Source organism: Glycomyces sp. NPDC047010 (genome assembly GCF_040644205.1).
GTDB lineage: Bacteria > Actinomycetota > Actinomycetes > Mycobacteriales > Micromonosporaceae > Glycomyces.
This window is the reverse complement of the sequence record NZ_JBEYVY010000002.1, coordinates 106,370-124,177: the sequence shown is the minus strand read 5'-3', so window position 1 is coordinate 124,177 and position 17,808 is coordinate 106,370. Positions and strand designations below refer to the sequence as shown.

Below are 17,808 nucleotides of genomic sequence, written 5' to 3'. Positions count from 1 at the left end.
GCAAGGTCTCCTCGGTCAGGACGTGGGCATACTGTTCACGGGATCGATTGTCTTCTGGGGCGGGTGTTCCAGCCTATCGCCAGGCGAACGCTGCGCAGAAGATGGTGACCGCCGCTGAGACCTCGCGTGTCGCGATAGGTACAGCCTCGATGAGGGGGCCGACACTTTCCAAGCTGCGATTGATGTCGGCTATCTGACATATACCTGCACACCTAGCACAGGCGGGTTGATCTTGTAGCGAAGTACGCAGACTATCTACAATCCGTGAGCATGACGGATCTTGAAGAAGACCTCCCTCCAGGGCCGCCTCCGCTCATGGAACTCGCGCGACAGCTCGTCGCCGAGCGGACCCGTCCTCGAACTCACCTCGCGAAGGGCTACCAGAAGACCGATATCCCGCGAGACATCTGCTCTACGAAGACCCTGGGTCGCTTGGAGTCCGGGCGATACCGAGGGGTCAATCTCGGGACGGTGCTCAAACTGCTCCGGTTTTATCAGACGCCGTACGACCAGGCCGACCACATCGCGCGGCTTGCTGAAGCGTCGAAGGCGCGCGACTGGTGCGGCCACTACGCAGGCGTTGTAGAGGATCGCGGCTGGTTCTACCAGCAGTGTGAGGACAGCGCCAGCTATATGCTGTTTCACTCGAATTCCGTGCTGCCCTCGCTCATTCAGGGCCGGGCATACTACCGGATGCTCAGGGACACAACCAGGATCGCGATCGAGGGCGAGTTCGACTGGGAAGAGGGTGAAGAGTTCCGAATGGCGCGGCGTGAACGCTGGATTGAGTCTGAGCGTCCGGCTCAGCTCCTCATCGGGGAGATGGCCCTGACAATCGATCTTGGCCCAAACAAGGAGGCGATCCTGGCTGATTTGCGCGAGATCGCGGCGCTGCCGTTCGCCGAAGTCCGGGTCATCCCGTTCAACGCGGGGCGATACGAACTCCAGACCTGGACACTCAACCTGCTCGAATACGATGACGGCGAAGAGACCGTGATCAACGTCGAGTCGCCCCGGGGATCCGGCTTCGTACCTGTCGATTCTTCGCGGGGTAAGTTCTTCACTGGTGCCGCCAAGCTGGCATCGGGCATGTCGATCGCATCGGAGGACTTCCTACAGTGAGCAACACAGGGCCCTGGCGCAAGTCGAGCCGCAGCGGAGGGAACCAGGACAACAACTGCGTCGAGGTGCGCCTCTGCGGCGACGCCCCCCAGGTGTCGGACAGCAAACTCGCCGACGACCGCCCCATCCTCACCGTCACGACCGAGAGCTACAACGGGCTCCTGGCGTGGGTGAAGGACCACGGCGAACAGTAAGCCGTGAGTCGGTGGACGGCCCGGCGTGGAGGCAAGAGGGCCGTCACCGAAACCAGTCCGAATATCGAACGCAGCGGCAGGCTCCGGTCCGCCGCTCGTTCGCTTTCCCAGCACCGCAACAGCACCCGAGGAGTCGTATGGGCGAGAACAAGCGCGAACACCCCCTCAAAGGCGAGTTCGACACTGCCACCGCCCGTTGGGTACGGCCCGACGCCGACGACGGGACCCCCGGCGAGCTGGAGATCGGCTTCGCCGACAACGGCCTGGTCGCCATGCGCCGCTTCGACGACTCTGACGGCACGATCCTGATCTACACCCCCGAGGAGTGGGAAGCGTTCGTCGAAGGCGTCCGCGACGGTGAGCTCGACCTGTCCGTCCTTGCCGAGGACGCCCGAGAATCCGGGGAATAGCCCACAACCGGACACCGTGACAGGACACCGATGCCGTCGATCTTGTCCCTTCGGTTTGGCGTCTCACCGGGTCGGTTCACCAGAACCGGCGGACACACCGGTCAGATCTCATCGTTGTGCCAGTGTTTCCGCTGGTCTTAGGCTCGTGCCAATGCTCCGCCGCTTCGGTGCGGAGTCCTAAGGCGACCTGATACCGGCCGCGGAGGGGATGGCACGGGCATGGTGCGAAGGCAGCAATCGCCGCTGGAGCCGAATCAGGTCTACGGCGGATTCGTCAACGCGAACGGCACCGCATTCGTCCTGCGTGCCAGCGCGAGCGGTCGCCGCATGGAGGTGCGCCTCCATCACGACGAAGGCCCGCAGATCGCCGTCGTCTGCAATCCGACCGACCCGGCCGCCCGGTTCATCAGATGGCAGGGCCGCCTCTGGTCATCGAACCCCGCCACCTGGAAGGAAGAGGTCAAGCGGCTCGCCTTCAGCAGCCTCGATGCGGTCCCCTCCGACTCGCCGGAAGCGGCGGCCCGCCCGTGAACGAGTTCGCAGACCTCCTGTCCCGCAGCGTCTTCACCATGCGGCTGCCGAAACCCACCCGCCCCGACGCTTTCACTTATAAGACGAACGGCTACGCCGCCGTCGTCTTCCACGAACTTGATTCCGACACCGTCGACGACGGGCAGGGCTTGGTGGAGCCGCTGCGCCGCGTCACGGTGTCCTGCTGCCTCTGCCCGGCCGCGATCCGACTCTCCGCTTCCGGTTACGGAGAGATGGCGCGCCGGGCAGAGGCGGCCGGGTGGCATTACACGCCAGGGCTTCACCTCCACGAACGCGCCTGGTGTCCGCGATGCCGCCCGAACGCAGGGAAGGTCGTCATGTGACTGCTCGACAGCACCGCCTCCCGGCAGGGCCGACCCCCGCCACGCTGACCTCCCGCGGCGGTCGGCCCGAATCCGAGCCGCGGGCGGCAGCGGTCCCGCTCGGGTCCGTCGAGGTCGACGGCAGGCGGATCGAACTGGTGTGGCTGACGCTCACCGACTCGGTCCTGGTCGACTTCGCCGACATCGAGCCGAAGCGGATCGGCACCATCGTCACAGGGCCGTACGGTCCCCGCTTCATCGCACAGCCGGGCCATCTCGACTGGCTCGCATACGAGGAGCGGGAGAACCGGGTGCTGCGCGCCGCGGTCCTGTGCCGCGCCGAGCGAACGTTGCCCGGACCCCGGCTGCGGACCTACTGATCCGCTTCGCCGCGCAGGTGCTGCTGCATGATCTCGTTCAAAGTGCGGCCGTCAGGGGTGGTCCAACAGTCCGGCCCACGGACCGATTTGATCCGGGCCCCGGTGATGTGCTCCAGGATGTCGACCGCGAGCGGCGATGGCGCGTAACGCTTCCCGTCGCTGCCCCAGCGCAGCGGCGTCTTGCGGTTGGCAACCCAGTACGCTCGGCACTCGTCCGGGTGTGCTTCGGTCCAGGCGTCGACCTGCTTTCGGCGGGAGATCGTGTGGGACTTGAAGGTCAGGACTGTTCCCTCGGGGATGAGGTCGTGGTCGACGAGGTACGCGACCGTGTTGGGGGCCCGCTTCGGCCGCTGGTCGGCGGGGGACTGCGGGGTGGCGATGGTGCCCATGCGCAGTGCGGCCAGTGCCTGGCTGGCGATCAGCTTGACACGGCTCCCGTCGGTGAAGGTCTTGGCCGCTTGATCGTCGCTGTACCGTTCCGTCGTGTAGACGATGACCGAGTCGAGGACCTCATCGCAGCGCGCCGTCGCCGCGGTGATGACATGCGCCCACTCGGATTCGTCGGCCTCGCGGATCGATGCGGCGTCGGTGAGCCGCAGCAGCAGGTGGGCGATGAGCAAGTTGGCCTGCTGGGCTATGGCCTCTGCGCGTCCCCGGCGGCGTGCAGCGACGCGGTCCATCGTTCCGAGGACCGCCCGGACGAACACCGCTCCGTTCCACGCCTCTCTCGCGTCGGGCGTGCCTCGGAGGAACAGCTGCTCGTAGATGCCGCCCGGTTCGCGCTCCCAGAGTGTATCGGGATTGTGCTTGATGCGGGCCACGAGTGCCGCGTCCTTCTGCATGCACACCAGTGCGCGGGCGACTTCGAAGATCGTGCAGGTCTGCGCGTCCGGCTTCGGTGCATCGACACTGCGTCGGTAGATGTACCGTTTTCCCAGGGCGTCGAGTTCGAGCTGGAGCTCTTCCTGGACGTCGTCGTTTCCGGCGAAGTCGCGGGCGAGGATGGCGTTCTGGGTGTTCGCGGCCATGGTGATGCGCTTGGCGAGGTCGTGGGGTGCGCCGTCGAGCGAGATGACGCGCACCGGAATGAGCGCTTCACCGGATGCACCCGAGCCTCTGAGCCCGGTGAGGACTGTGTGTACCTGGGTCACGGTCTGGGCCCCGTCGACCACGCTCGCGCCCAGCAGCGTCAGGTGCGCTGGGTCGCTGTACGCGCCGGAGTTGGCGACGGCCTTGTCGACGCGGTTCGCGATCAGCGTGAGGCCCTTGTTGAGGGTGAAGAACAGTTCGGGCGTGCTCTGGAGCGTGCCGCGGATCTTCTCGTTGACGGTGGTGTTGCCGAGCGAGCCCCGCACGTTCTGGTCGAACAGGCGCGAGCCGTAGCGCTCGACCCAGTCGAAGACGTCGCGTGCCCGGACCGTTCCGGTGTACGACTCAGGCTGCTTACCGCTCTGCTTGCGGCGGAACGACTCTTGCAGGGTCACCTGCAACTCGATGGTGGGGAGCGACAGGCCGGACTTGACCATTGGGTGGAAATCCCGCAGGTGCAGGTATCGAAACTCGAAAGCGCCTTCGCCGTGCTTCGTCTCCAGCCGCTTCAGCGCCCGCCGCTGGTCGGGGTGGACGGCATCGTCCCCCAGGAGTGCCATGACCACGATGATCTTGCAGTTCGGGTCGTTCTGGACTTGGCGGACCGGGTCGCGGAACGCCCTGATCCGGTCGTTGAAGTCGTCGAACCGGTCGTGGTTGAGATCGTCGTAGCCCTGGGAGAGACTGTTGACGGCGTCTGCGTTGAGTGTCGCGTTGCCGGGGCTGCGCCATTTCGACTGGACCAGGTACAGGCGGGGCGGTTGCTGCTGCACGTAGATAGCATCGATGCCGCCGTCCTTTCCGCCGTCGACAACTGAGGCCGCGGCCTCTTCGAGGGAGCACCCGACCTGGTCCCAGACCGTCACGGCTGCGAGCGCCCGGGTGAGCACGCGCGGCTCGTCCGGTTTCGCTCCGAGAACATGGGGGTCGGAGAGGTCGAGTAGTCCGATCACCTTCTGCTGCAAGGCATGAGAGAGCTGCCGGACACGGAGCGGCTGGATCATCGACTGAATGTATCGAAACTCTTACAACTGGGCAACCTCATGGTTCAGCACGTTGCCGGATGGGCTTCAGGAAAGCCCAACTGTGCCGTTGCTGAAGCAACCAAGGCCGAAGTTCCCCCAACGCAAGGAGTCTCGGACAATGTCAACTGTCAATATCCCACCTAGTTGGAGACCGTCGCCCAAGTCGGTCACCGAACTTCGCGACAGGCTAGTAGAAACGGATCTCCGACTGGCGGAAATGCGCGCCTTCCCGTTGTCGGGTGAAGTTGAGTTCGATCAAGCATGGACGGAGGTCATCGAGGCAGGCGAAGCGGCTAACTGCCGTATTCGCTGGTTGCTTGATGCCGAGGACTGGCCAACGTTGATGGCTGAGCTCCTTGACGCCCGCGAGGCCCGAGCTGCGGGTGAATCGGCCGAAAGCGATGCTTGAGGTCCGCAGAACGCGGACAGCAAGAAAGCCGGATCATCGACCCGGCTTTTCTGTGGTGGTGCGCCGCGAGGGATTCGAACCCCCAACCTTCTGATCCGTAGTCAGATGCTCTATCCGTTGAGCTAGCGGCGCCTGGCCCGGTTGAGCAGGCCGGGCATAACCTTACCTGGCTCGGGAACGGGGCTGCAACCGGGTTCGGTGGTGTGCTGTGGGTCATTCGTCCCGGTCAGCAGTTGTCCAGGACCGTCTTCGCGAAGGTGCGCCAGGCTTCGGGGAGGGCGTCGGTGCCGACGGCGGCCCAGACGGCGGTTTCGGCCTCGGGGACCTCGTCGCCGAGGAGGTAGCGGGTGATGAAGTCGGCGCGGTTGGCGTGGCCGGGGAAGAAGTAGCCGCCCGCGGCGAAGAGGGCCACGTAGGCGCGGTGGAGGCCGACCGTGAGGGCCTCGGCGGTCTCCCACGGGTCGGTCGCGTCGGCGAGGCGCGCGGCCAGGGTCTCGGCCTCGGCGGCGACGGCCTCACGCGACGCGTCGGCGAGGGCCTGCGGGAACTCGGTCACCTCGGCGCGGGCCTTGGACCCGAGCTCGGAGTCGTCGGCGAGGAGCGTCCCCTCAGCGAATGCGCCGATGACCTTGAGCGATTCCGAGGAGGGGTGCTCCCAGTCCTCTCCGCGGCCGAGGGCTTCGAGCAGCTCTTGGAACCGCGCGACCGTCAGATGCACCGCCTCGGTGCTCGCGTCCTCGGGGACCTCGTCGGTCTCCCAGACGCACACCAGCGCCGCGTCCTCCCCGAACCCGGACAGGGCGGGGCCGTGCGCGTACGCGAAGGCGAGGCGCTCGTCGTCGTTGATGTCGGCGAGGACGTCGGTGGAGAGCCTGAGGACCGCGTTGGGAAGGGACATGCCGCAATTGTGCTTGCTCCTCGCAACCGCGTCCACCCGTCTGAGCAGAGGAACCATCCGTGATTCCGGCCATCAAGGCGAATGGGGCGGGTGGTTCGGCGGAGGGCTCATGTCGCCTTCTCCCGCTAGCATGAGCGGATGCCGACACCCACCCGAGACCTCACCCCGCGGGCCGTCGCCGCCTGGCGCGCCCGCTCGCAGCGGCTGTGGGGCGAGCCCCTCGCGACGCCGCTGGACGCCTTCGAGCACCTGGGCGCCGTCCAGTCGCAGGAGTACCAGCCCTCGAAGCTCACCCCCGCGATGCGCGCCGCCGCAGACGGGGACGGCCTCGTGCACGCGGGCGTCGGCGCCGTCGACGCGGCCATCGAGGAGGGCCTGGTCGTGCGCACGCACGTGCTGCGCCCCACCTGGCACACCGTGCCCGCCAAGGACCTGCGGATGATGCTGACGGCGAGCGCCGACCGCATCCAGCAGGTCGCCGCCACCCAGTACCGCAACGTCGGGCTCGACGCGGGCGAGCTCGCCCGCGGGGACGAGGCGCTCGCGGCGCTCACGGCCGGCGGTCGGCACGTCACGCGGGAGGAGGCCGCCGAGGCGCTGGCGGAGGCCGGGATCGCGGACCCGACCGGGGGACGCCTGATCCACCTGCTGTTCCACGCGGAGCTGGAGTCGCGGATCTGCTCGGGCACGCCGCGGGACGGCAAGCAGACCTACGCGAACTTCGACGAGCGCGTCCCGGCCGGCGCGATCGGGAAGGACGAGGCGGTCCGCGAGCTCGCTCACCGGTTCTTCGCCTCCCGCGGCCCCGCCACCGTGAAGGACTTCACGCGCTGGGCGACCTTGAAGGTGGCCGACGCGAAGGCCGCCGTGGACGAGCTGAAGCTCGGCGGGTCGGGCCTGCGCGAGCTGCGCTACGACGACCGGGTCTTCTACTACGAGGGCGAGCGGCCCGAGCCGGAGGACGGCGGGCCCGTCGTGGACTTCGTGCAGGGCTTCGACGAGATGCTGTGCTCCTACACCGACTCCAAGGACCTGGTCCTGCACCACTCGGTGTCCCGCGCGCTGTTCCCCGACCGGCCGCGGTTCAACTCCGCGATCCTCCTCGACGGCCAGGTGATCGGGAACTGGAAGGCCGCCGTGAAGAAGGACCGGGTGGTCATCGAGACGTGGCGGGTCCGCGGCTTCACCGCCGCCGAGATCGCCGCCCTGCGCCGCGGCGCCGACCGCCTCCGCGCCTGGTACGGCAGCCCGGAGATGGAAATCGGCCTCGACCACGCATAGCGGTCGAGGCCGAGAACAGCGTGCTTAGAGGCGCGCGAGCGCCTCGCTGAACGGGGTGAGGCCCATCGAGCCCAGGTTCAGGGCGTCGGTGTGGAACTGCTTGAGGCTGAACTCGGAGCCCTTGCGGTCCTTGTACTCCTCGCGGGCCTGCATCCAGAGGCGCTCGCCGACCTTGTACGACGGGGCCTGGCCGGCCCAGCCGAGGTAGCGGTTGCGCTCGAACGACAGCATGTCGTCCTCGATGGTGCGAGTGTGCGCCTTCATGAACTCGAACATCTTCTCGCCGTCCCACTCCTCGCCCGGGCGCCAGCCGAACGGGTTGTCCTCGGGGATCGCGAACTCGCAGTGGAGGCCGATGTCGACGATGACGCGGGCGGCGCGGAACGACTGCGCGTCGAGCATGCCCAGGCGCCCGGCCGGGTCGTCGTCGTAGTACCCGAGCTCGTCCATGAGCCGCTCGGAGTACAGCGCCCAGCCCTCGCCGTGCCCGGAGCACCACATCATCTGGCGCTGGAACCGGTTGAGCAGCTCCGTGCGGGCCATCGTCTGGCCGACCTGGAGGTGGTGGCCGGGGACGCCCTCGTGGTACACCGTGGACTTCTCGCGCCACTTGCCGAACAGCTTCTGGCCCTCCGGCACGGACCACCACATCGCGCCCGGACGGGAGAAGTCCTCGCTCGGGCCCGTGTAGTAGATCGCCCCGTCCTCGGTCGGCGCGATCTTGCAGTCGATGGTGCGGATCTGCGCGGGGATGTCGAAGTGCTTGTCCGCGAGGTCGGCGATCGTCGAGTCGGCGAGCTCCTGCATCCAGTCGCGGAAGACCTCCTTGTCGGTGAGGTTCTGCTCGCCGTCCTGGTCGAGGAACGCCACGGTCTCCTCGATCGACGCGCCCGGCTTGATCCGCTCGCACGTGGCGCGCATGTCCGCCTCGATGCGGGCCAGCTCCTGCCAGCCCCACGCGTACGTCTCCTCCAGGTCGATCGCCGCGCCGATGAAGTAGCGCGACGCCCGCGAGTAGCGGTCGCGGCCGACCGCGTCCTTCTCGGGCGCCTGCGGGGCCAGCTCCTCGCGCAGGAACCGCGCGAAGTTGTGGGTGGCCGAGCGCGCCCAAGCGGCGCTGTTGCCCAAGGCGATCTTCAGCGGCCCGGACGTGATCGGCTCGCCGTCGATCGTCACCGAGCTGATCAGGTTCGCCCAGAAGTCCGTGCCGGGGCCCTTGACGCCGTTCCAGTTGTCGCAGTGCGTCGCGACTTCGAGGACCTGGCGCTTGGCCGCGACGCGGCCCTCCGCGGCCTCGGCGCGCAGCGTCTCCGTGTACTGGTTGAACGCCTCCGTGACGGCCGCCAGGCGCGCCGCGATGTTCTCCGCCGCGACCTTCCCGTCCTTCGGCATCAGGTCGAAGATCTGCCGCACGTCGTGCACGGGGGACGCCAGCACGTTCAGGCTCAGGTACTCGTCGCCCGCCTCGTACCGCTCCAACTGGAGGCGCAGCCGCTCCAGGATGGCCTCCTTGGCGACCCGCTCGCGCTCGTCGACCGGCTCCGCGGCGTCCAGGTCGGCGATCCCCTGCCGCAGCAGCGCCGCCTGCGCCGCACCGCCCGCGGGGGAGAGGTCGTCGATCTCGTGGTCGTGGCCGGGCACGCCCATCCCGGTTGCCATGAGCGGGCTGAGGGCGATGAAGTCCTCGACGAACTTGTCGGCGATCTGATCGATTCTTCTCATGGAGTGGACTGTACGCGAGGTCGCCGCCCGATCGCGACCTCACTTTCCACGGCCTCGACCCACCCGCCGGCGGCCCCCAGATCCAGCAGCGCCTCACGCGTCAGGGGGACCCGCTCGGCCTCCCCGGGCTCCGGCGGCCAGGCCGCGCGCTTGGCCCGCGCCCGGTCGAACCACTCGGCGATCCGGTCCGGGTCCTGCTGGTACTCGACGACGTACTGGTGCGCGGTGCCCAGCTCCTCGCCCAGCTCGTCGAGCGCGTCCTCCAGCATCGCCCGGTTGCCCTGGACCATGCCCGCGAACAGCGTCGTCGAGCTCCCGGCGACCCGCGTGCCGTCCCGGAACGACCCGGCGGCGAGCGTGCGCGACAGCGGGTCGTCGGCGACCAGGACCAGCGCGGCCGCGACCAGGTGCTCCAGGTGCGAGATCCGGGCGGCCGCGGCGTCGTGGTCGTCGGCGCGGACCGGCACGACCCGGGCGCCGATGGAGGTCCACAGGCGCGCGAGCAGCAGCCAGTCGTCCAGGTCCGTGTCCGCTTCGAGGCACAGGACCCAGACGCGGCCGCGGAACAGGCCCGCCTCGGCGCTGGCGAAGCCCGCGGTCTCCTTGCCCGCCATGGGGTGCCCGCCGACGAAGCGGTCGTGGGCGGCGAAGGCGCGCGCGGCGTCGGCCTTGACGGAGGCGGTGTCGGTGACCAGGCCGCGGAAGCCGGTGAGGGCCGCGGCGACGGAGGCGAGGTGCTTGACGGGGGCGCCGACGACCGCGACGTCCGCGTCGAAGAGCCCGGCGGGGTCGGCGGTGACGGGGAAGCGGGCGGCGGCGGCCGCGCGGACCGCGGGGTCGGGGTCGTGGCCGACGACCTCGTGCCCGGCTTCGGCGAGGGCGAGGGCGGCCGACCCGCCGATGAGGCCCAGGCCGGTGACCGCGACGCGCATCAGAGGTAGAGCCCCGTGCCGTCGTTGTCGACGCGCCTGGCGGCGACGGCGTGGATGTCGCGCTCGCGCAGGAGGATGTAGGTGCGGCCCTGGATCTCGACCTCGGCCTTGTCCTCGGGGTCGAACAGGACGCGGTCGCCGTTCTCGACGGAGCGCACGAGCGGCCCGACGCCGACGGCGGCGGCCCAGTGCAGGCGGCGGCCCATCTGGGCGGTCGCGGGGATGACGATGCCGGCGGCCGAGCGGCGCTCGGAGTCGGCGTCCTCGCGCACGAGCAGGCGGTCGTGGAGGAGCCGCACGGGCAGGCCGGTCGTCGAGTCCAACGGTGTTTCGGTCACAGCGCCCGAGCCTACGCGAGCAGCGGGTGGTGGTGCTTGCAAGACCGGTCTCGGTGGTGCTGGCTGGATGGGGACAGTCGCACCGAACCGGTACGGTACGTGTTGACGTTGCACCCGCCTCCTTCCGGAGGAACCGTCCTTGGAGACACCGTGAGCCGATTCCGCCGCACCACCGCCCGGGCCAGACAGCTGTGGATCGGCATGCGCCTCAACCCGGTCGCCGAGCGCGCCGTCGCCGGGCGCGCCGACGAGGAGCCGGACGTCGGCGGGGGCGGGGCGGACCTGCCGCCCGAGGACCCGGCCGCCGCCCTCGGCGGCGACCCCGAGCGCCGGTACGTCCCCACAGGACTCGTCGTCGGCGCCGCGTGGTCGTGGCGCCTGCTCATCATCGGCGCGCTGCTCGCCGTGGTCCTGTACCTGCTCAGCCAGGTCACCACGGTCGTCATCCCCGTCGTGATCTCGTTCCTGCTCGCCGCGATGCTCCAGCCGCCCGCGGCCTGGCTGATCCGCCACGGCTGGAACAAGTCCCTCGCCTCGATCCTCATGCTCGTCGCGGGCCTCGCCGTGGTCTCCTCGGTCATCACCTTCGTGATCCAGCAGTTCATCGCGGGCGTCCCCGACTTCTACGACTCGATCGTCACCGGCCTGCGCGACGCCCAGGCGTGGCTCGAATCCGGCCCGTACGGCCTCGACGGCGCGCAGGTCGCGGAGATACTCGCCGACGTCCAGGCCAACATCACCAACTGGTACGGCGAGAACCAGGAGACCATCGTCCAGACCGGCCTCAGCGTCGCCGGCTCGACCGCGTCCGGGCTCGGGAACTTCGTCACCGGCCTGTTCCTGGTCCTGTTCACCACCTACTTCTTCATCCGCGACGGCCGCCGCATCTGGACCTTCCTCACCGGCTGGCTCCCGCGCCCCGCCACCGAGTCGCTGCGCTACGCGGGCGGCGCGGGCTGGTCGACGCTCGTCCAGTACATGCGCACGGTCGTGGTCGTCGCCGCCGTCGACGCGATCTTCATCGGCCTGGGCCTGTGGCTCCTCGACATCCCGCTGTGGCTGCCGCTGACCACGCTCGTGTTCCTCGGCGCGTTCATCCCGATCATCGGCGCCACCGTCTCGGGCGCGGTCGCCGTCGTCGTCGCGCTCGTGGGCACCGAGAACGGACTCGTCAACGCGCTCATCGTCCTCGGCATCGTCCTGGCCGTGCAGCAGCTCGAATCGAACCTGCTCCAGCCGTTCCTGATGAGCCGCGCCGTCAAGCTCCACCCGCTCGCGATCGTCCTCGCGGTCACCGCGGGCGGCTTCGTGTGGGGCATCGTCGGCGCGCTCGTCGCCGTGCCGCTCCTCGCGATCGTCAACGGCACCGTCCGGGCGCTCAACCGCTTCCGCGACGCGCGCCGCGAAGCCCAGTCCCGCGGCGCCGAGGACGGCGACGCGACCGCCGAGGCCGACGCCGCAGGCGACCCGATCGACGCGGGCGAGCGGGCGGCCCGGGAGCGATGAGCGCCGACACCGAAGCCCTCAAGATCCTCGACGCCGCCGTCGCGGCCACCCCCGGCGGCGCGTCCCGCGACGGCCAGCGCGAGATGTGCGCGGCCGTCGCCACCGCCGTCGACTCCGGGAAGCACCTGCTCGTGCAGGCGGGCACCGGGACGGGCAAGTCGCTCGCGTACCTGTGCGCGGCGCTGGCCACGGGCAAGACCGTGGTCGTGTCGACCGCGACGCTCGCGCTCCAGCACCAGCTGGTGGCCGTGGACCTGCCGCGCCTGGTGGAGGCCGTGGCGCCGGTGCTGGGCCGCAAGCCGTCGTTCGCGCTCCTCAAGGGACGCCACAACTACCTCTGCAAGCGGAAGATCGCGGGCGATGAGGAGGAAGACGACGGGATGCTCGAAGGGACCGAGCAGCTCAAGTGGGCGGGGCAGCAGGCGTCGTTCGCGAAGCAGGTGCAGCGCCTGTACGACTGGGCGAACGACACCGACACCGGGGACCGCGACGACCTCGACCCGGGCGTGAGCGACCGGGCGTGGAAGCAGGGCTCGACGACGTCGAGCGAGTGCCCGGGCGCGAAGGACTGCGCGCAGGGGCCCGACTGCTTCGCGGAGCTGGCGCGGGCGCGGGCCCACGAGGCGGACATCGTCGTCACGAACCACGCGCTGCTGTCGATCGACATGATGAACGAGCGGTCGGTGCTCCCCGAGCACCAGGTGCTGATCGTGGACGAGGCGCACGAGCTGGTCGATCGGGTCACGAACGCGGCGCGCGCGGAGCTGCACCCGGCGCGGCTGCGGTTCCTCGCGCAGCGCGGGCGCCGCCTCATCGACTCCGATGCGGCCGACGAGATCCGGGAGGCCGCGGACTCGCTGGAGAACGCGTTGAACATGGCGGGGGAGCGGCGGTTCTCCGGTGAGCTGCCCGCGCCGCTCCAGGAGGCCCTGAACCTCGTCAACGCCTCGTGCGTGAAGGCCACGACCCATCTCAGCGCACTGGACGCGGAGACAAAGAAGCAGCTGAGCGCCCAGCAGTTGAAGGCGGGTCTGGTGGAGGCCGTGGAGACGGCGGGCCGGTGCATCGGCCCGGCGGGGGACGACGTGATCTGGGCGGAGCCGAACGGCCCCACGCTGGTCGCGGCGCCGCTGTCGGTCGGGGGGCTGCTCTCGGCGATGCTGTACGAGGACCGCACGGTGGTCGCGGCGTCGGCGACGCTGACGCTGGGCGGGAAGTTCGACACGGTCGCGCGGAACATCGGCCTGCCCGCGGATGGGCACGGCTGGACCTCCCTCGATGTCGGTTCGCCGTTCGACTACCCGAAGCAGGGCATCCTGTACGTGGCGGCGGCGCTGCCGCGCCCGACGGCGTCGGGCCTGTCGGACGACGCGGGCAAGGAGCTGCTGCGCCTGGTGGAGGCGAGCCGGGGCGGGACGCTGGGCCTGTTCTCGTCGAAGAAGGCGGCCGCGGAGGCCGCGGAGCTGCTGCGCGCCAAGACGGACTACTCGATCCTGCTCCAGGGGGAGGAGACCCTCGGGTCGCTCGTGAAGCGGTTCAAGGAGGAGGACTCGACGTGCCTGCTCGGGGTCATGTCGCTGTGGCAGGGCGTGGACGTGCCGGGCATGACGTGCCGCCTGGTGGTGGTGGACCGCATCCCGTTCCCGCGCCCGACGGAGCCGCTGACGGCGGCCAGGTCGGAGGCCGCGGACGCGGCGGGGCGCTCGGGGTTCGCGGAGGTGTCGGTGCCCGCGGCGGCGATCCGGCTCGCGCAGGGTGCGGGGCGGCTGATCCGGCGGACCTCGGACCGCGGGGTGGTGGCGATCCTCGACTCGCGGCTCCAGACGAACCGGTCGTACGGGAAGTTCATGCGGGACTCGCTGCCGCCGTTCTGGTACACGACGAAGTCGGACTCGGTGGCGGGGGCGCTAGGCCGTCTGGCGGACACCGCCGCCGAAGGTTAACAATTCATGAACTTCATTAGAACTCTTGTATAACCCCAGCTTAGAGCGGTTTCGTGGATTCTCACACAGGGAACTTCGCTAGCTTGTGTCACGTTCACCTGGATGTTAACTTCGGCGTGACGATTTCCAGCCGTCCCCTTGCCTGATCGGTACAGTGAGGACAGTCAAAGCGACCGAAAGCAGGGGTGCCCGGTGCGGTTCTCGCTGAAGCCTCAGGACGACGCGTTCTACACCTTCTTCAACGACGCCGCGGACAACATCCGCCGCGGCGTCGGGATCCTCTCGGAGCTGGGCGACGACCAGCCCGACTTCCAGAAGATCTCCGAGCGCCTCGTCGACGTCGAGCACGACAACGACCAGCTGACGCACCGCCTGTTCAACAAGGTGAACTCCACGTTCGTCACCCCGATGGACCGCACCGACATGTACCACCTGGCCGGGAAGCTCGACGACATCCTCGACCACATCGAGGCCGCCGCGAACCTGGTCTACCTGTACGGCCTCTCCGACCTCCCGGCCCTGCCGCGCGAGATGATCGAGCAGATCACCGTCCTCTCCCAGCAGGCCGACCTGCTCGTGGAGTACATGCCGAAGCTCAAGGGCCTCAACGCCACCATGCAGGAGTTCTGGGTGGAGTGCAACCGCCTGGAGAACGACGGCGACCGCGCCTACCGGATGCTCTTGGTCCGCCTGTACTCCGGCGAGTACGAGGCCCTGACCGTCATGAAGCTCAAAGAGGTCGGCGACGAGCTCGAAGCCGCGTGCGACTCGTTCGAGTCGGTCTCCAACGTGGTCGAGTCCGTCTACGTCAAGGAGTCCTGAGCGTGGACGGTGTGCTCGTCGCCGTCGTCGTCTGCATCGCCGCCGCGCTGCTCTTCGGCTACACCAACGGCTTCCACGACTCCGCGAACGCCATCGCGACCTCGATCTCGACCCGGGCGCTGCGCCCGCGCGTCGCGCTCGGCATGGCCGCGATCGGCAACTTCATCGGCGCGCACCTCGGCGGCAAGGTCGCCGCGACCGTCGCCAGCGGCCTCGTCGAGCTCCCCGGCGGGATCGACGGCATCCTCATCGTGATCGCGGGCCTCCTCGGCGCCATCACGTGGAACTTCATCACCTGGTACTTCGGCCTGCCGACCTCGTCCTCGCACTCGCTGTTCGGCGGCATGGTCGGCGCGACCATGGCCGGCGGCGCGGTCGTCCTGTGGAGCGGCATCGTCGACAAGATCGTGCTGCCCACGATCATCTCGCCGGTCGTCGGCTTCGTGCTCGGCTTCCTGGTCATGATCGCCGTCTACTGGCTCTTCCGCCGCGGCCGCCCCGACAAGCTCAACCGCGGCTTCCGCCACGCGCAGACCGTCTCCGCCGCCGCCATGTCCCTCGGGCACGGCATGCAGGACGCCGCGAAGGTCATGGGCATCATCGTCCTCGCCCTCACCGTCGGCGGGTACTACAACGCGAGCGACCCGATCCCCGAGTGGGTGTACCTCGCCAGCGCCGCCGTCATGGCCGCCGGTACGTACGCGGGCGGCTGGCGCATCATCAAGACCATGGGCCGGCGCATCATCGACCTCGGCCCGCCCCAGGGCTTCGCGGCCGAGACCGTCGCCAGCGCCGTGCTGTACGCGAACACGTTCCTCCTCGGCGCGCCGATCTCCACCACGCACACCATCACCTCCGCGATCATGGGCGTCGGCTCGACCGGCGGCAAGCGCGCGGTCCGGTGGGGCGTGGCCCGGTCGATCGTCATCGCCTGGATCATCACGTTCCCGATCGCGGCACTGGTGGGCGCGCTCTTCTACCTGCCCATCCAGTTCCTCGGCTAGCGCATCCGCGGAGCGGCCCGGTCCCCCCCGGACCGGGCCGCTCCCGTTTCTCCCGTTGCGCACCGGCGCCGCCCCCGTTTCGGCTAGCGTCAAGTGCATGTCCGTACAGCGCTTCGGGAAGTGGGACTTCAGGGCGGTCGACTCGGCGTCGGCCGCCCGGGCTCTCTCCCGACTCAAGGAGCAGGGCGCTCCCGCCGAACCCGAGCGCGCCGCCGTCGTGGTGCTCCTGCGCGAGGCCCCGCTGCGGGTGTTCCTGCTGCGGCACGCCGCGAAGGAGCCGTTCGGCCTCCCGGCGATCGGCCGCGCCGACATGCCCGGTACGACCGTGCGCGAGCGGTGGGCGCACCTGGACGTCGACGGCGGGTACGAGCGCTCCGGCACCGGCCCCCGCGGGTCCCTCTATGGGTTCCCCGGCGGGCGCCACAAGCCCGACGACCCCGACGTCGCGATGACCGGCGTGCGGGCCGTCGAGGAGGAGACCGGCGCGATGGTCGCCCTCCAGCGGGCGTGGGCCCGGTGGGTCACCCCCGAGTACGAGCCCGTCCGCTTCGATACGTGGATCTACGTGGCGACCCTCGCCGAGGGCTTCCAGCCGCGCATCCGCGTCCGCGAACCCGAGTACGCCACCTGGATCGGCCCCGAGCAGGCCGTCTGCCAGTACGGCGGCCAGATGTCGATGCCCGAGGCCACGGTCCTCGCGGAGCTGTCGCGCTACTCCACCGTGGGCGAGGTCTTCGCCGCGGCCGAGCAGCGCGAGATGGGGCCGATCCTGCCGCGCGTCAGCCTCCAGGAGGGCGAGGCCCGCCTGGTGCTGCCCGGTGAAGAGGGCTACCCGGCCGGGGCGCTCGCCCGCGCGTTAGGGGCGGGTCCAGGCCAGGGGCCGCGACCACTGCACGTCGGTGCGCACGACCGCGAAGCCCTGCTTGCGGTACAGGCCCACGGCCTTCGCGTTCGACTCGTCGGCGTACAGGTCCACCTGCCGGATGCCGTGCGCCGCAAGGTGTGCGAGCCCGGCGAGCGTCAGCGTCCGGCCCAGGCCGGTGCCCTGCGCGCGTGGGTCGACGCCCAGCACGTACACCTCGCCGACCCCGCCCTCCACTTTGGTCCAGTGGAACCCGAGCATGCCGTCGTCGTCCTCGGCGACCAGGAGGCCGTCCGGGTCGAACCAGGACTCCTCCTCGCGCGCACGCAGATCCGCGGCACTCCAGCGGCCCTGCTCGGGGTGGTCGGCAAACGCGGCCGCGTTCACCCGCAGCCACTCGGCCTCGTCCTGCCCGGTCCTGAACGGCCGCAGGCGGACCCCGGCAGGAAGGGAGGCGGCCGGGGCGTCCCCGACGGGCCAGTTCCTCCCGGCGCCCTGCGGCCACGCCGCGGGCCACGGGAACCCTTCGAGGCTCCGCGAGAACTGGAACAGCACCCGCACCCGGTCGAAGCCGCGGGCCTCCGCGAACCGCGCCGAGGCGGGCAGGTCGCCGTGGCCCCACACCCGCAGTTCGCTCGCGGCGGGCCCGATCCAGTCCAGGACGGCGTCGAGCAGGCGCCCGCCGACCCCCTTGCCGCGGTGGTCCGGATCCACCGCCAGCTCCGCTTCCGCGACGTCCCCGACGACCTCCGCGCCCGCGTACGCGACCACCGTGTCGTTAAGGGGCACAACGAAATGCCTGCGGGCCTTGTCGGGGTTCTTCGACATCGCCAAGGTGGTCTGCTCGTTGAACGGGGCGATGCCGTCGGCCTCCTCGCAGCGACGCGCCATGGTAACGATTCTGTGAATATCCCGACCCGGAAGTGAAGCATGTTGCGCCATGGGGTTACTCTATTCCTGGACTCAGCACCGTGCCGGGGTGCTGAGTCCTTTTATGTGCCCAGAGCACGGCCGGGC

The 17,808-nt window shown here is 69.4% G+C and carries 19 protein-coding genes and 1 tRNA gene; 12 read left to right on the top strand and 8 right to left on the bottom strand.

Features of this window, described 5'->3' with window-relative positions; translation table 11 throughout:
* The first annotated feature begins 270 nt into the window (after nt 1-270).
* The 6 genes from AB0A65_RS04085 to AB0A65_RS04060 all read left to right on the top strand — a co-directional run bounded on the left by AB0A65_RS04085 (nt 271) and on the right by AB0A65_RS04060 (nt 2,960).
* A complete protein-coding gene (locus tag AB0A65_RS04085) occupies nt 271-1,122 on the top strand; it encodes a Scr1 family TA system antitoxin-like transcriptional regulator (protein ID WP_359945926.1) in 852 nt (283 codons plus the stop codon).
* Nucleotides 1,119-1,316: a DUF397 domain-containing protein gene (locus tag AB0A65_RS04080; protein WP_359945923.1), complete on the top strand. Its 198-nt coding sequence runs from the start codon at nt 1,119-1,121 to the stop codon at nt 1,314-1,316. The genes AB0A65_RS04085 and AB0A65_RS04080 overlap by 4 nt, the downstream gene beginning before the upstream one ends.
* Before the next feature lie 137 nt (nt 1,317-1,453).
* A complete protein-coding gene (locus AB0A65_RS04075; protein WP_359945921.1) occupies nt 1,454-1,726 on the top strand; it encodes a DUF397 domain-containing protein in 273 nt (90 codons plus the stop codon).
* 219 nt (nt 1,727-1,945) lie between these two features.
* On the top strand, nt 1,946-2,257 hold the full coding sequence (locus tag AB0A65_RS04070) for a hypothetical protein (RefSeq protein ID WP_359945918.1): 312 nt from the start codon (nt 1,946-1,948) through the stop codon (nt 2,255-2,257).
* The gene (locus AB0A65_RS04065; RefSeq protein WP_359945915.1) at nt 2,254-2,601 is read left to right on the top strand and encodes a hypothetical protein; all 348 of its coding nucleotides are present in this window, start codon (nt 2,254-2,256) and stop codon (nt 2,599-2,601) included. Before AB0A65_RS04070 ends, AB0A65_RS04065 begins: the two co-directional genes overlap by 4 nt.
* Nucleotides 2,598-2,960 carry a hypothetical protein gene (locus AB0A65_RS04060; protein WP_359945912.1) on the top strand — a complete coding sequence of 121 codons (363 nt, stop codon included), beginning with the start codon at nt 2,598-2,600 and terminating at the stop codon, nt 2,958-2,960. Before AB0A65_RS04065 ends, AB0A65_RS04060 begins: the two co-directional genes overlap by 4 nt.
* Here the strand turns inward: AB0A65_RS04060 and AB0A65_RS04055 are convergent.
* Entirely contained in the window at nt 2,954-5,053 is a 2,100-nt protein-coding gene (locus AB0A65_RS04055) for an AIPR family protein (protein WP_359945910.1), read from the bottom strand. The genes AB0A65_RS04060 and AB0A65_RS04055 overlap by 7 nt on opposite strands.
* A 139-nt stretch (nt 5,054-5,192) precedes the next feature.
* Here AB0A65_RS04055 and AB0A65_RS04050 point away from each other — a divergent pair, with 139 nt between their 5' ends.
* Nucleotides 5,193-5,483 carry a hypothetical protein gene (locus tag AB0A65_RS04050; protein ID WP_359945907.1) on the top strand — a complete coding sequence of 97 codons (291 nt, stop codon included), beginning with the start codon at nt 5,193-5,195 and terminating at the stop codon, nt 5,481-5,483.
* Between the two features lie 56 nt (nt 5,484-5,539).
* Here the strand turns inward: AB0A65_RS04050 and AB0A65_RS04045 are convergent.
* Both AB0A65_RS04045 and AB0A65_RS04040 read right to left on the bottom strand, forming a co-directional pair.
* Nucleotides 5,540-5,615 (bottom strand) — tRNA-Arg (locus AB0A65_RS04045).
* Nucleotides 5,616-5,709: 94 nt separating this feature from the next.
* Nucleotides 5,710-6,381 (bottom strand): hypothetical protein, encoded by a 672-nt coding sequence (locus AB0A65_RS04040; RefSeq protein ID WP_359945904.1) that lies wholly within the window; start codon nt 6,379-6,381, stop codon nt 5,710-5,712.
* Nucleotides 6,382-6,519: 138 nt separating this feature from the next.
* Here AB0A65_RS04040 and AB0A65_RS04035 point away from each other — a divergent pair, with 138 nt between their 5' ends.
* A complete protein-coding gene (locus AB0A65_RS04035; RefSeq protein WP_359945901.1) occupies nt 6,520-7,662 on the top strand; it encodes a winged helix DNA-binding domain-containing protein in 1,143 nt (380 codons plus the stop codon).
* A gap of 24 nt (nt 7,663-7,686) precedes the next feature.
* On the opposite strand, the gene AB0A65_RS04030 is transcribed toward AB0A65_RS04035, so the two are convergent.
* Genes AB0A65_RS04030 through AB0A65_RS04020 form a run of 3 tightly spaced genes read right to left on the bottom strand, consistent with a single transcriptional unit; the run spans nt 7,687 to nt 10,654 of the window.
* On the bottom strand, nt 7,687-9,384 hold the full coding sequence (locus AB0A65_RS04030; RefSeq protein ID WP_359945899.1) for a DUF885 domain-containing protein: 1,698 nt from the start codon (nt 9,382-9,384) through the stop codon (nt 7,687-7,689).
* Nucleotides 9,381-10,316: a prephenate dehydrogenase/arogenate dehydrogenase family protein gene (locus tag AB0A65_RS04025; RefSeq protein WP_359945896.1), complete on the bottom strand. Its 936-nt coding sequence runs from the start codon at nt 10,314-10,316 to the stop codon at nt 9,381-9,383. Before AB0A65_RS04025 ends, AB0A65_RS04030 begins: the two co-directional genes overlap by 4 nt.
* The gene (locus AB0A65_RS04020; RefSeq protein WP_359945893.1) at nt 10,316-10,654 is read right to left on the bottom strand and encodes a co-chaperone GroES; all 339 of its coding nucleotides are present in this window, start codon (nt 10,652-10,654) and stop codon (nt 10,316-10,318) included. Before AB0A65_RS04020 ends, AB0A65_RS04025 begins: the two co-directional genes overlap by 1 nt.
* A 150-nt stretch (nt 10,655-10,804) precedes the next feature.
* On the opposite strand from AB0A65_RS04020, the gene AB0A65_RS04015 reads away from it, so the two are divergent.
* From AB0A65_RS04015 to AB0A65_RS04000, 4 genes are all read left to right on the top strand, one after another.
* Entirely contained in the window at nt 10,805-12,160 is a 1,356-nt protein-coding gene (locus AB0A65_RS04015; protein ID WP_359945890.1) for an AI-2E family transporter, read from the top strand.
* Nucleotides 12,157-14,103, top strand: a complete 1,947-nt coding sequence (locus AB0A65_RS04010; protein ID WP_359945887.1) for an ATP-dependent DNA helicase — start codon at nt 12,157-12,159, stop codon at nt 14,101-14,103. The genes AB0A65_RS04015 and AB0A65_RS04010 overlap by 4 nt, the downstream gene beginning before the upstream one ends.
* Before the next feature lie 192 nt (nt 14,104-14,295).
* On the top strand, nt 14,296-14,925 hold the full coding sequence (locus AB0A65_RS04005; RefSeq protein WP_359945884.1) for a DUF47 family protein: 630 nt from the start codon (nt 14,296-14,298) through the stop codon (nt 14,923-14,925).
* Nucleotides 14,926-14,927: 2 nt separating this feature from the next.
* Entirely contained in the window at nt 14,928-15,929 is a 1,002-nt protein-coding gene (locus AB0A65_RS04000) for an inorganic phosphate transporter (protein WP_359945881.1), read from the top strand.
* 561 nt (nt 15,930-16,490) lie between these two features.
* Here AB0A65_RS04000 and AB0A65_RS03995 read toward each other — a convergent pair.
* Nucleotides 16,491-16,619, bottom strand: coding sequence for a hypothetical protein (locus AB0A65_RS03995; RefSeq protein ID WP_359945879.1), 129 nt, complete (start codon nt 16,617-16,619; stop codon nt 16,491-16,493).
* A 166-nt stretch (nt 16,620-16,785) separates the two neighbouring features.
* Nucleotides 16,786-17,733, bottom strand: coding sequence for a mycothiol synthase (gene mshD / locus AB0A65_RS03990; protein WP_359945876.1), 948 nt, complete (start codon nt 17,731-17,733; stop codon nt 16,786-16,788).
* Nucleotides 17,734-17,808: the final 75 nt, after the last annotated feature.